Source organism: Pseudomonas flavocrustae, assembly GCF_029872515.1.
GTDB lineage: Bacteria > Pseudomonadota > Gammaproteobacteria > Pseudomonadales > Pseudomonadaceae > Chryseomonas > Chryseomonas aestiva.
On record NZ_JAPDIQ010000001.1, the window covers coordinates 836,741 to 849,016 of the forward strand.

Below are 12,276 nucleotides of genomic sequence, written 5' to 3' on the forward strand. Positions count from 1 at the left end.
AGTAGAAAGCCTGGCTGTAAGAGGGGTGGCCGGTCAGGTGAGGCGATAGCAGTGGATGGCCACCTGGTCGGCGGCGGGATAGCCCACCTTGCCGATCATCACGCTGCGGGTCAGCCAGTCGAGTCTGCCGCTCGCCACCTGGAAGCGCGGTGTGCAACTGCAGTGATAGTCCTCCTCGGCGATCGGCCAGAGGCCCTGGGCGACCTGCGCCTGTCCCCTGTCGCTGAGGGTGATGAGGCCGGTGTTGTGGATGTTGATCCACTCGCCCTGGTCGCTGCGCAGGCTGTAGCGCGCGTCCAGCTCGCCCACCCCGTCGCTGCGCAGCAGATAGAAGTCCGCGCCGCCGGCGATCACTTCGCCGCGTACGTTCACGCCCTCGAAATGCCCGCCGGTGATTCGATAGTTGCTGCGCTGGCCATCGGTGCAGGCGCCCAGGCCATCGGCCGGATCGATGAGCACCTGCAGGCTCAGCACCCATTCCAGCGTCGGCACGGCGATCCCGGTTGGTGTCTTGGTATTCATCACGCTCTCCTGTGCCCCACGGGGGCTGTGGTGACTGGTGGTCAGTAGCGATAGGTGAAATACAGCTCGAGGGCGCTGAAGCGATCGTTGTCGCCGAACGCCTGGCGGGCGGCCGACCTGGCCTGCACCCAGTTGTACGAGAGCGAGCCATAGAACTGCCGGTTGGGCGTCCAGTCGAGGTACACCGCGGTCTCGTCGGCGAAGCGCCTATCGCTGACCGCGGCGCCGCGGAAGTTGGCCTGGTCGAGCCAGAACTGGTAGTGGATGACGCCCAGGGTGAGGGCGTCGCTGAGCCGGTTCTTCAGCGAGAACTGCTGGACGCGCTCGTTGCTGTTGAACAGCAGGTAGTTGCCCACCACGTCGCCGATCAGCCAGGTACTCCAGTCGGTGAAACCCTTGCTCAGCGGGTCCCAGGCCTTCTGGCGGTTGTCGGTCGGGTTGTCGTCGCCGGAAAAGACGGCGTAGCGATAGCCGAGGGTGGGCGTGAGGGGCAGGTCCTGGAACTGGTAGTCGGCCTGGGCGTACCAGGCCCTGGCGTCGTAGCTGAGGGCGCCGTCACCACCACGTTGTACCGCGTATTCGCCATTCAAGGTGAGATTCGGCAGGCCCGGCAGGTGACCGCGCAGGGCTCGCAGGTTGTACACCCGCATGCCGTCGCGGCGCGCTGCGGCGCTGTTGTTGCTGGCCAGGGTATCGACCGTCATGGCCAGGGCGCCGAGGGTCACCTGGCCGTCGAGGTCGTAATCCAGGTTGGCGCCGCTCAGGCGGAAATCGCCATAGTGATCGTCGGTGCGCAGGGTGAAGGCCTGTGCCTGGGCCGGGCCATGCCCCCACGCCAGGATCGCCGAGTCGCGGAAGGCGGTGCGCGGACCGAGCCAGTAGGCGCCATCGCCGAACAGATCGAGATTGCCGTCCATGACGATGAAGCCGGTGCCGACCATGAAGTTCTGGCGGCCAGCGGTGAATTTCCAGTCACCCGCCTGTACCCCGGCGTAGCCTTCTTCCGGGGCGAAGCGGCCGTCGGAGCTGCGGGTGAAGCCACCGGCATCGCCGTCGCCAAGGGTGGCAGCGCCGACCACCGAGCCGCCGGCGAGCAGGTGGAGCCTGTCGCTGAGCGAATAGTCGAGGGTGACGCCAGGTTTGACGTAGAACTCCTGCCAGGCAATGCGGCTGCCGTCGTTCCTGCCGCTGCGGGCATTCACGCGACCGGCGCCGAAATTGACGCCCCGGGTGGTGATGGAACCGGCGCCCGCCGTCAGGTTGAACTCGCCTTTGAGGTGTTCGTTTTCGAATGGATAGCCCGCCAGGGCCGGCTGGCCGGCCAGCGGCAGGCCGAGCGCCAGCAGCACGCCGGGAAGGCGCTTGGTTGTGCACATAGAGAGCTCCTGACTATTTTTCTTGTATTACAGGGCAGTGAAGGGTGGCCAAGGCGACCACCAAATACCTGGCGCAGCAGGTGGGAGCGCTGGCGGGCCGGCGCTCGTCGATCTCGTTAGGGATGGATCAGCCGCGCAGTCGGGCGGCAATGGCGCGCAGCAGCCGTACGGTATCGATGTCCAGTTCGGTGACCGCTTCGGGTAGCGAGGATTGCTTGACGATCACCACCTCGGCGGCGCGGTCGACGAACAGGTACTGGCCGTGGATACCGCTGGCCATGATGGCCGGACTTTCGTCGTTGAAGACATACCACTGGCTGCGGTAAGAGGCGCCCGGGGTCCAGTCGGCGAAGTCCTGGTGCACGCCATAGAGGGCCGGATCCCCGCCCGCCGCGATGGCCTCGACTACCGCCTGTTCGATGACCTGCTGGCCGTCGACCCGCCCGCCGTTGGCCAGCATCAGGCCGAAGCGGCCCATGTCGCGCAAGGTGGCGTTGAAGCCGGCACCGGCGACGCTGCGACCCCAGGGATCGGCCATGAAGTAGGCGTCGCGCTCGCAGCCGAGTTGCTGCCAGATCCGCTGCAGCTGTTCGGCGCAGCCCAGGCCGCTGGCGCGCTCCATCACCCAGGCCAGGACCTCGGTGGTGGCGGTCACGTAATGGAAGAGGCCGCCGTGCTCGCATCTTTTGCGCAATGACGGCAGGTACTGGTACAGGGATTCGTACTGGGCGTAGTCGGGCAGGGCCGGTTTGAAGCCACAGGCATAGCCATATTGCGAGCTTGCCGAGGTGGGATCGTCGTAGAGCTCGGTGTAGTGGACGCCCACGGCCATGTCGAGCAACTGGCGGACACTGGCGTCGCCGAAGGCGCTGCCGGCCAGTTCCGGCACGTAATGCTGGGTCGGCGCCTGGGCATCGAGCACGCCGTCGTGGATGAGTTGCTCGCCGAGCACTCCGATCAGCGACTTGGTGACCGAGAACATGATGTGACGGTCGGTGGCGACCTGGCCGTTGAAGTAGCGCTCGTACACCACGCGGCCCTGGTGCAGCACCAGAAAGCCGTCGGTCTTGCTGGCCTGCAGATGGTCGAGGGCGCTGACGCTGCGGCCGCAGCTGCTCTGGAATCTCAGCGCTTCGAGGGCCACGGGCGCATGGGCCAGCACCCTGTCCGATCGCGGCCCGGCAGCCACCTCGATGGTGGGGCGCAGGCGCGCCAGGTTGCGAAAGCCCCAGCGATTGAACGGCGGTGACATCCAGTTGGCCCAGGTCACGCGCTGGTCCGGCTCGGCCGGAAAACCCTGCATCAGTACGGGCTCTTGTTCTTGTTGGTCGTACATCTCGCTGACTCCCCGATTCCGGGAAACCAGGGAGCGGTCGAGGCTCTGGTTCATCAGACTCATCCTGGCAGTGGCCCTGCGTAGAGCAGGTACGGGAAAATAATTAACCCTGTTAATTTATTTAGTCAATAAAATAATTTTCATACCCAAGCCCCGCCAGCTATTCTCCATCGCACCCCAAGGGAATCAGGAGCGACGGTGAGCGGCCTACGCGAACGTCAGAAGGAATTACGCCGCACCGCCATCTCGGCCGCGGCGGTCAAGCTGTTCCAGCGTCAGGGCTTTCGCGAGACCACCGTCGAGCAGATCGCCCGCGAGGCCGGCGTCTCGGCGCCCACGGTGTTCAAGTATTTCGGCAGCAAGCACGAGATCATCCTGGAGATGATCAAGGAGTCCGATCGCCGGGCGCTGATCGACGTGCGCCGGCACCTTCGCGACGTCGCGGATCCCGTCGATGCGCTCTGCCACCTGGAACACCTGCTCGTCAGCTACGCACTGGACGTCCTGCCCGCTGCCCTCTGGCGCGAATTGCTGCCGCTGGTGCTGGTGGGGGGCGACAGCGGTCTGCCCCAGGCCTACCGGCAGATGAACCGCGGCCTGCAGGAAGAGATCGCCAAGGTGCTGCGCGAGCTGCAGACCGCCGGCAAGCTGCGCGCCGATCTGGACGTGGAGCTGGCGGCCTTCCTGCTCAACGACTACTCGCATCTGCAATTGCTGCGCCTGACGGCCAGTGACGAGATGGATCGCGAAGGTCACGCGGCCACCGTGCGCAACACCACGCGCCTGATCTTCGAAGGCATGCGCGCGGTACCGGCGTGAGGCGCTAGTGGCTGCATCAGCCTTGGTTGTCTTCCCGGACCGGCTGGCGTCTCGACAGGTCTCGCTCAGGGAACGTGGCGGGATAGCCGGCGAGCCGATTGCGAGGTCAGGGAGAAGGCGAAGCGGATCGCGGCGCCAACCCAGCAGTGAGCCGAACAGGATGGGTATCTTTCGCTGAGCTCGGCATGGATTTGCCCAGCCATTTTCAGATGCGCCTATAGTGAGGCCGCGCGTAGCAGGGGAACGTCAGACAGCCTGACCGGCAGAGATCACCGCTCTTGCGGAAGGGGCGACAGCCAACGGACCGGTCCGGCTGGCGCGGGCCTGGCATGGCTGCGCGGGCGCATAGTGCGGACTGTTTGGAATAACAAGGCATTCGGGGTGGTTATGAACGTAACGGGCTTCCTGACACTGGTGGGTTGCTACCTGCTTGGCACCTATATGACGAATTTCATCGGCGGCATTCCGGCCAGTGTCATAGGGATCATCGTGCTTTTCGCCCTGCTGATCCTGCTGCGCAGGGTGCCCGAAGGGGTGGAGAAGATGGCGGGCAATCTGCTTGGTTATCTTCCCCTGATGCTCGTGGTGCCGGCGGTCGGCATCGTCGATTTCAGCGGCCTCGAGACCTCGGTGTGGTTGCGCCTGGTGCTGGTCATCGCCCTGTCCCTGCTGGTCACCGTGCCCCTGTGTGGCTGGCTGCTGCAGTACCTGATCGGTAGAAACAAAGACCATGTCTGACCCGGCCCTCGCTTCCCTGCTGGCCCTGTCCCTGACGCTCGCGGCCTATCAACTGGCGCTCGTGCTGCAACAGCGCCTGCGCCTGGTCATGCTGCAACCGGTGCTGATCACCACCGCCATCGTCGCGACCGTGCTCTTGATCGGCGGGATTCCCTACGACAGGTATCGAAGCGCCAGCGGCTTGCTCTCGATGCTGCTCGGACCCACCACCGTGGGCCTGGCCGTTCCGCTCTACAAGAACGTCCAGCGCGTGACGGCACTCTGCACGCCGCTGCTGATAACCCTCACGGTTGGCGGCGTGGTAGGTGCTTCCCTGACCCTGGCCCTGGGCTGGCTGTTCGGCCTGCCGGAGACACTGCTGATGAGTCTGCTGCCGAAGTCGGTGACCATGCCGATCGCCTTGCCCCTGGCGGATCATTTCGGTGGCGTCGCGCCGCTGACCGCGGTGATCGTGATGCTGACCGGCGTCATCAGCACCACGCTGGCGCTGCCACTGCTCAAGGTCTTCAAGGTCGAGGATCCCGCGGCCCGCGGTCTGACCCTCGGCATGAACGGCCATGCCATAGGCACCGCCCATGCCTTGCGGGAAAGCCAGGAGACGGCGGCGTTCTCGGCGCTGGGCATGATCCTGCTCGGGATCGTTACCGCTCTGGTGCTGCCGCTGGTGCTCGGTTGAGCGCCAGTGCCGCCAGGAGCGGGCCGACCGGAAGCCCTGAGTCGACGAGCTCGGAGCGCTGCCAACTGCCGCTCAGTCATCATTATCGACACTTCATGCGATAACCGTTATGTGAATAACGCCCGCGCGAAAGATGATAGCACTAGGCCAGCCGGCGATCGGCAGCCGTGCTTACAGGGACAGACGTCATGGGCATGGAAGACAAGGAATTTCAGACCACCCTCCAGCAACTCGGTCAGCTGAATCTGGACCGGATCATGGAGCAGGCGCGCGTTGATCGAGACTTCATGAATCGCGTGGTGACCGTGCTGGAAGAGTGTGGGGTGGACGATCGTACCGACGAGGAAAATTCCCTGCTCGAATGGGCCCGTGCCTTCCAGCGTCTGCCGGGTAAGGACGCCGGCCGCTAGGCGTCTGCGCGCTGGCCCGGTTTCGGCAGCCAGCCGTCCTGGTCTGCCGACACTCTCTGTCGATTGCCCTGCGCCGCACCGCATGGTGTCTCGAACACCGGGCAGGGCGGCGGCGCGTTCAGGCAGAAAGGTCCGGCGGATCAGCGCTGATCGGTGGCGTCGTGAGCGCTGCTTCCTGCGACCGGGTCCAGCGGCAGCGGCGCCAGCAGGGCCGTCTCGGCCACCATGTCGGCAACCCGCTCATTGAGATCCTGCACGGCCTGCAGGACAGCGCGGACGTCCGGATCGTCGCAGTCCACCGTGCCCAGCCGCCTGGCGTTTTCCTGTAGCTGGCGATGCAGGCCAAGCAGCGCCTCGCGGGCGTGGCTCTGGGGATCAGGGTGCATAGGGCGTCGGGCTTCGATCAGGCAGAGGTCATAAGGCCACTATGATTCGTCCGTTTGAATATCGCAATAATTGATCCGCTGGCTTGGTCCTGTCTAGACGAGCGGTCAGGAAGCCAGTGAAGCGGCTTGGATCTCCCTCCTGATGCCATGCCTGTTTCCGAGCACCTACCCTTTACCCGGATGTGCAGGAGCAACGCATTGATCCTTTGCCTGGGATGCAGGGGCAATGCCTTTCAGACCTACGCCTTGCCACCGTCGACACGTGCCATACGGCCGAGCGGGATCAGCCTGTTCAGCTGCTCCCATACTTCCGCCGAGGTCGCGGCGCAACGACGTTGATGCGGATGTTGCGGGGTGCCAGTTCATTGGCCCAGGTGCACGAAGGAGCGCACTGCGGCCTTGCTTGCGCCATAGACGCCATAGCCGTGGGTGCCGATCGCCGCGGCGATGGAGTCGATCAATACGATGGCGCCGCCATTGGGCATGCTCGCCGTCGCTGCCTGGGTGGCGAAGAGCAGAGCGCGCACGTTGAGCGCGAAGGTCCGGTCGAAGCGCTCTCCGCTGATGCTCTCGAACGGCGCGAACTCCGACAGGCCTGCGGCGGCTACCGCCCGGCTCCAAGCACCCTGTTGCGTCCCGTGGCTTGTGCGCGATGCTTTGGTCCTCGCCTAGCTATCCCGCAGTGCTCGACGCAACCCGGCCCTGGCCAGCGAGAAAGCCAGGCAGTCTTCGGCCAGGCCGAGGCCGGCATTGAGCCAGGCGTTGCGGGCGTAGCCCTTGCGCAGATCGATCGCTACCTTGGCGGCGACACAGGCAGCGGTTGCCCCGATCAGTGCAGGCAGCAGTCGCGGTTGCCGCTGCGCACCGGCGAGTGCCGCGGCACTGATGCCACCGGACAGGGCACGGACCAGCATTGAGGGCGCAATGGTGCGGTCCGGCGCGAAGGGCAGTTTGTCGCCCAGGAGCTCCGCCGCAGCCAGGGGTATCCCGTACTGCCGTACTCGAGACGACGCGAGGGTAGGTGCGGGTTCGTCAGCGCTCGCGATATCCTCACGCCCCGCCAGCGCCGCGCTGACCAGGGTCGGCGCCAGCATGCTGCGCATGCCTGTCACCACACCAATGGCCAAGGCGCCCCACAAGAGATTGCTGGCTGTCGTCATGGTCGATTCTCCCGGTAGTCATACCAATACGGACCGGGTGTGTGCGGGCCTGTTCAGATTACCGGGTCCGCAGACATTCGCGGCTCGTGCGTGACGTTGCAGGAACGCCGCCGAGGCCTGGCGACGTTCAGTCAACGTTGGCGCTACAACGACTGACGCCTGGGTCGATCAGAAGCGGAATGCCTGGCGCCCGATCAACAGCCAGTGGCCTTTCTGTTTCTGCCAGATCTGAAAGTTCTCGATCTCGGTCGGCACTACCTTGCCACTGTTTACGGCCTGAGCTGAAAAGTGGTTGCGCACCAGCGCGACGTCCCCGGATAGGGTGATCTTCTGGTTGAGCATCTTCAGCTCGTTGAATGCGCTTTTGCCCGTCTCGATGTCGGCGATGAACGCCTGCTTGTCCTGGATGTTGCCGCTCGAATGTCCATAGGTCAGGCTGTCTGCGGTCAGCGCCTTGAGCTGCGCAATATCCTTGTGCCACATGGCCTGGGTCAGCTGGTCGACGGCGGAGGCGACGTCCTTTTCATCACTTGTTGCTGCTGCGACATAGCCACTGAACAGGCAGAGGAAGCCTACCGCTAGTTTCAACTTTTTCATGCTCGGATCCTTTTGTTGTAGTTGTCGGAAATGCCAGGTGGCGAGAGCCACAGATCACACAGTCTTGTCTGTCATCGTATGACTATGCGATTGTGCCTGGCTGGAGGGCGCAAGACCAGTCCTGCGCGGCTACCCGGAAAGTGCCTGTCTGAAAGCCGGTTTCCTGGTAGTCGGGACATCGGTCTGAGCGGAGGCCTGTTGCCGCGTGCACCAGGTGGCGCCGAGTCGAGAGGTCGGTACTGCCGACGGGATGGCCATCCGGCCGCGTTCACCTCAGCGAGGGGACTGGCGGCTCGTCCTCTGCCGTCTAGGCGCCAATGCGCCCGGTACTCGTGGCTGATCGCTACCGACTCAACTCATAGGCGCACATGTTCACCGTGGCCGCCAGATTCAGGGACTCGATGGCGCCCGAGCCGGCGATGGTGAAGGGCTGGGCGTTCAGGGCCGCGAGGTGCTCACGGGGAACGCCGCGGGCTTCGTTGCCGAACAGGTAGCAGTCGAAGGCTGCGAAAGCGGCGGACTGCACCGGCATGCCCTGCATGTCGAGGCAGGCGAGGCGGGGGAAGCGCTCCTGCAGGCCGTCGAGGTCGACGTCCAGCTCCAGCGGGGTGTGGAAGATGGCGCCCATGCTGGCGCGGACCACCTTGGGATTGTAGGGGTCGACGCTGCCCGGGCTGAGCAGGCAGCGGAAGCGCCCGAACCAGGCCAGGGTGCGCAGGATGGTGCCCAGATTGCCCGGGTCCTGGATCTCGTGCAGATAGACGGCGCGCTCGCCCTCGACCGCTGCTGCCACAGGCTCCCGGGGCATGGGCACCACCGCAAGGATACCCTGTGGGGTCTTGGTATCGGCAAGCTGCGCCATCTGCCGGTCGCTGATCGGGTGCGTCCGGAACGGACTCTGCCAGTGCTCGTAGGCGCCCGTCACATAGAGTTCGGCCCGCTGCAGCTGGGGATTCCCCAGCGCAGCCTTTTGCAGTTCCAGCGCCAGGTGCTCGCCCTCCACCAGGAAGTGACCGAACTCGGCACGGTACTTCTTCTGGTGGAGCTTCCTGATGTCGTCGAGCTTCATCAGCCAGCGGCCCGAACCAGCGGTGCGGCCTGCGCGTCGCCTTCCGCGAGCATCGCCTTGGCCAGGGCTTCGGCCACCTTGATGCCGTCCACGCCGGCGGACAGGATACCGCCTGCGTAGCCAGCGCCTTCCCCGGCCGGATACAGGCCGCGCAGATTCAGACTCTGTAGGCTGTCGTTGTCGCGGGTGATGCGCACCGGCGAGGAGGTGCGGGTCTCGATCCCGGTCAGGATGGCGTCATGGCGGTCGAAGCCGCGGATCTGCCTGCCGAAGGCGGGCAGGGCTTCGCGGATGGCCTCGATGGCGTAGTCGGGCAGCGACGGCGCCAGGTCGCCCAGGCGCACGCCGGGCTTGTAGGAGGGCTCGACTTCACCGAAGGCGGTGGAGGACACGCCGCGAATGAAGTCGCCGACCAGTTGGCCAGGCGCCGAATAGTCGCTGCCGCCCAATTCGTAGGCGCGCGATTCCAGGCGCTCCTGGAGTTCGACGCCGGCCAGCGGATCACCGGGGAAGTCCTGCTCGGGATTGATGCCCACCACGATGCCGGAATTGGCATTGCGTTCGTTGCGCGAGTACTGGCTCATGCCGTTGGTGACCACGCGGCCCGGCTCGGAGGTGGCCGCCACCACGGTGCCGCCCGGGCACATGCAGAAGCTGTAGACCGCGCGGCCGTTCTTGGCGTGATGCACCAACTTGTAGTCGGCGGCGCCCAGTTCTGGGTGACCGGCGTACTTGCCCAGGCGGGCCTGGTCGATCATGCCCTGGGGGTGTTCGATGCGGAAGCCAACGGCGAAGGGCTTGGCTTCGATGTACACGCCCTGGCGATGCAGCATGCGGAAGGTGTCGCGCGAGCTGTGGCCCAGGGCGAGCACCACGTGGCGGCTGTGCAGGGTCTCGCCATTGGCCAGCACCACGCCTTCGAGCTGACCGTCGTTGATCAGCAGATCCGTCACCTTGGTTTCGAAGCGGACTTCGCCGCCGAGGGCGATGATTTCCTCGCGCACGGCCGCCACCACGCCGGTCAGGCGGAAGGTGCCGATGTGCGGCTTGCTGACGTAGAGGATCTCTTCCGGCGCGCCGGCGCGGACGAATTCGTGCATCACCTTGCGGGCGTAGAACTTCGGATCCTTGATCTGGCTGTAGAGCTTGCCATCGGAAAACAGGCCCGCTCCGCCTTCGCCGAATTGCACGTTGGATTCGGGGCTCAGCACCTTCTTGCGCCACAGCGCCCAGGTGTCCTTGGTGCGGCTGCGCACCTCCTTGCCGCGCTCCAGCACGATGGGCTTGAAGCCCATCTGGGCGAGCAGCAGGGCGGCGAACAGGCCACAGGGACCGAAGCCCACCACCAGCGGGCGCTCGGCCAGATTCGCCGGGGCCTGGCCGACCGGGTAGTAGCCGGTGTCCGGTGCCGGGCGCACGTGCAGGTCATTGGCCAGGCGCGCCAGCACCGCCGCCTCGTCGCGCACCTCCAGGTCGATGATGTAGATGAACAGGATGACGCTGTTCTTCTTGCGCGCATCGTAGCTGCGCTTGAACACGGTGAAATCGAGCAGGTCGGCGTCGCTCAGCTTCAGGCGCTGGAGGATGGCCTGGCGCAATTCGGCGGGGGTGTGGTCAAGCGGCAGCTGCAGTTCGTTGAGGCGAATCATGGCAATAATCCTGGCCGGTGACTCCGGCAAAGGAAGGGACGAGGAGGGGTAGGGCGGCGATTGTACCCGGCGGCCCCGGCGCTGTCAGGCCGGGACGATGGGCGCTCCTTTGGGCGGTCTGACGGACGCTCGGGCGATCGCCGATTCGTCCAGCCGCGTTATCGGCTTATAATCGCCGCCACTTCGCGGCCGGCCAGACCTGGCGAACGGCCGCTTCTCACCCGCTTTCCCGTGGTAGTTCCAACATGAAAAGATCCAAAAGCAGCCGTCGCTGGCTGGATGAACACGTCAACGATCCCTACGTCAAACGCGCTCAGAAAGACGGCCTGCGCTCGCGCTCCAGCTACAAGCTGATCGAGCTCAACGAGAAGGACAAGCTGATCCGTCCCGGCATGCTGGTCATGGACCTGGGCTCGGCCCCGGGCGGCTGGTCGCAGGTGGCGGGTGGCATCGTCGGCGAGAAGGGCCGCGTGGTGGCCACCGACATCCTGCCGATGGGGGCCCTCGACAACGTCGACTTCGTCCAGGGCGACTTCACCGACGATGCCGTCTTCCAGAAGATCCTCGGCATGCTCGAAGGGCGCCAGCCCGACCTGATCGTCTCCGACATCGCCCCCAACATCAGCGGGGTCGCGGCGGCTGACCAGGCGGCGGCCATGTACCTGGTGGAGTTGACCCTCGACATGGTGCGCCAGGTGCTCAAGCCCGGCGGCAACTACGTGGTCAAGGTGTTCCAGGGCGAAGGCTCCGATGTCTTCCTGAAAGACGTACGCACCTCCTTCGAGAAGGTGTCGATCCGCAAGCCCGAAGCCTCGCGTCCCCGCTCGCGCGAGGTCTATCTGGTGGGCAAGGGTTTCAAGGGCCAGCTCTAGCCCTTGCTGCCGGCGCGGGCCTGTTCGCTGGCCCGCCGGGCTGATCGTCCGCTCCGTATTAATACCTGCCGCTACTCACTGAGGGTCTGCGCCGGATGCTGGATCAGCGCGCAGCGCATCGGCGCGTCCGGCGAAAACCTATTCCCCTCTCAGAAGATGCTGAAAACCCCATAGTCAGGGCCAGGACCGACGGCCCCTCCTCTTGGTCCAGGTCACACAACTGTGAAGCGATGTTTCCGGCGGGAGTTAATTCCTGGGCGACTGCTAGGGTTTCCTATTCATCTGCGCTCAAGCTGGGGTTGCGGTGAGCCTGTGCCGAAAACTGGGGGCGGAAGAGATGGATAGCTATGTATTCGAGACCGCCAGAAGATTGCTGACGGAGGTCTACGGATCGCTGTACGAGCTGGAAAGCGGGCATGGCTTCAGGTGAGTAAAGGCCGAGCGCGGCCAGATCTTCCTGTATCGGCCGGTCGCCGGACTGGCCGAGGGCAATCTGGGCGAGATTGCCTTCGAGGTCGAATCCCACGCCAGGCGCGCGGGCCGAGGGATCGTCGAAACCCGCCAGTTCTTCAGGCAGTTGAAGGTCGACAGTGGTCACGCCACCGAACGCGACAGTCGCTATGACTGGCCGCGGATCGGCTTCACCACTAAAGAAGAAGTCACGCC

Annotated in this window: 14 protein-coding genes and 1 pseudogene; 5 read left to right on the forward strand and 10 right to left on the reverse strand. The window is 64.9% G+C overall.

Translation table 11 applies throughout. The features are described 5' to 3' along the window. Positions 1 to 33: 33 nt before the first annotated feature. The 3 genes from OMP44_RS03850 to OMP44_RS03860 form a co-directional block, all read right to left on the reverse strand. A complete protein-coding gene (locus OMP44_RS03850) occupies positions 34 to 522 on the reverse strand; it encodes a DUF3237 domain-containing protein (RefSeq protein ID WP_187979585.1) in 489 nt (162 codons plus the stop codon). 41 nt (positions 523 to 563) lie between these two features. Continuing rightward, positions 564 to 1,898, reverse strand: a complete 1,335-nt coding sequence (locus tag OMP44_RS03855; RefSeq protein ID WP_280306546.1) for an alginate export family protein — start codon at positions 1,896 to 1,898, stop codon at positions 564 to 566. 127 nt (positions 1,899 to 2,025) lie between these two features. After that, on the reverse strand, positions 2,026 to 3,288 hold the full coding sequence (locus OMP44_RS03860) for a serine hydrolase domain-containing protein (protein WP_431312616.1): 1,263 nt from the start codon (positions 3,286 to 3,288) through the stop codon (positions 2,026 to 2,028). A gap of 144 nt (positions 3,289 to 3,432) precedes the next feature. Here OMP44_RS03860 and OMP44_RS03865 point away from each other — a divergent pair, with 144 nt between their 5' ends. From OMP44_RS03865 to OMP44_RS03880, 4 genes are all read left to right on the forward strand, one after another. After that, positions 3,433 to 4,053, forward strand: coding sequence for a TetR/AcrR family transcriptional regulator (locus OMP44_RS03865; protein WP_280306549.1), 621 nt, complete (start codon positions 3,433 to 3,435; stop codon positions 4,051 to 4,053). Positions 4,054 to 4,440: 387 nt separating this feature from the next. Beyond that, entirely contained in the window at positions 4,441 to 4,791 is a 351-nt protein-coding gene (locus OMP44_RS03870) for a CidA/LrgA family protein (RefSeq protein WP_273862194.1), read from the forward strand. Next, positions 4,784 to 5,467, forward strand: coding sequence for an LrgB family protein (locus OMP44_RS03875; protein ID WP_273862193.1), 684 nt, complete (start codon positions 4,784 to 4,786; stop codon positions 5,465 to 5,467). The genes OMP44_RS03870 and OMP44_RS03875 overlap by 8 nt, the downstream gene beginning before the upstream one ends. A gap of 188 nt (positions 5,468 to 5,655) precedes the next feature. Next, complete coding sequence (locus tag OMP44_RS03880; protein WP_133860976.1) at positions 5,656 to 5,877, forward strand: hypothetical protein; 222 nt, start codon at positions 5,656 to 5,658, stop codon at positions 5,875 to 5,877. A 140-nt stretch (positions 5,878 to 6,017) separates the two neighbouring features. On the opposite strand, the gene OMP44_RS03885 is transcribed toward OMP44_RS03880, so the two are convergent. From OMP44_RS03885 to OMP44_RS03910, 6 genes and pseudogenes are all read right to left on the reverse strand, one after another. Further along, positions 6,018 to 6,263, reverse strand: a complete 246-nt coding sequence (locus tag OMP44_RS03885) for a hypothetical protein (RefSeq protein ID WP_208691586.1) — start codon at positions 6,261 to 6,263, stop codon at positions 6,018 to 6,020. A 362-nt stretch (positions 6,264 to 6,625) separates the two neighbouring features. Continuing rightward, positions 6,626 to 6,862: pseudogene (locus OMP44_RS03890) on the reverse strand (SDR family NAD(P)-dependent oxidoreductase); the annotation flags it as partial. Positions 6,863 to 6,931: 69 nt separating this feature from the next. Then, entirely contained in the window at positions 6,932 to 7,423 is a 492-nt protein-coding gene (locus OMP44_RS03895; protein ID WP_273862192.1) for a DUF4126 domain-containing protein, read from the reverse strand. 168 nt (positions 7,424 to 7,591) lie between these two features. Then, a complete protein-coding gene (locus OMP44_RS03900; RefSeq protein ID WP_280306552.1) occupies positions 7,592 to 8,020 on the reverse strand; it encodes a nuclear transport factor 2 family protein in 429 nt (142 codons plus the stop codon). Positions 8,021 to 8,363: 343 nt separating this feature from the next. Beyond that, the gene (locus OMP44_RS03905; RefSeq protein WP_280306554.1) at positions 8,364 to 9,089 is read right to left on the reverse strand and encodes a TrmH family RNA methyltransferase; all 726 of its coding nucleotides are present in this window, start codon (positions 9,087 to 9,089) and stop codon (positions 8,364 to 8,366) included. Continuing rightward, positions 9,089 to 10,738 carry an NAD(P)/FAD-dependent oxidoreductase gene (locus OMP44_RS03910; RefSeq protein ID WP_280306555.1) on the reverse strand — a complete coding sequence of 550 codons (1,650 nt, stop codon included), beginning with the start codon at positions 10,736 to 10,738 and terminating at the stop codon, positions 9,089 to 9,091. Before OMP44_RS03910 ends, OMP44_RS03905 begins: the two co-directional genes overlap by 1 nt. 245 nt (positions 10,739 to 10,983) lie before the next feature. Here OMP44_RS03910 and rlmE point away from each other — a divergent pair, with 245 nt between their 5' ends. Beyond that, positions 10,984 to 11,610, forward strand: coding sequence for a 23S rRNA (uridine(2552)-2'-O)-methyltransferase RlmE (gene rlmE / locus OMP44_RS03915; protein ID WP_187979574.1), 627 nt, complete (start codon positions 10,984 to 10,986; stop codon positions 11,608 to 11,610). Positions 11,611 to 11,884: 274 nt separating this feature from the next. Here rlmE and OMP44_RS03920 read toward each other — a convergent pair whose 3' ends face one another. Then, entirely contained in the window at positions 11,885 to 12,208 is a 324-nt protein-coding gene (locus OMP44_RS03920; RefSeq protein WP_280306556.1) for a hypothetical protein, read from the reverse strand. Positions 12,209 to 12,276: the final 68 nt, after the last annotated feature.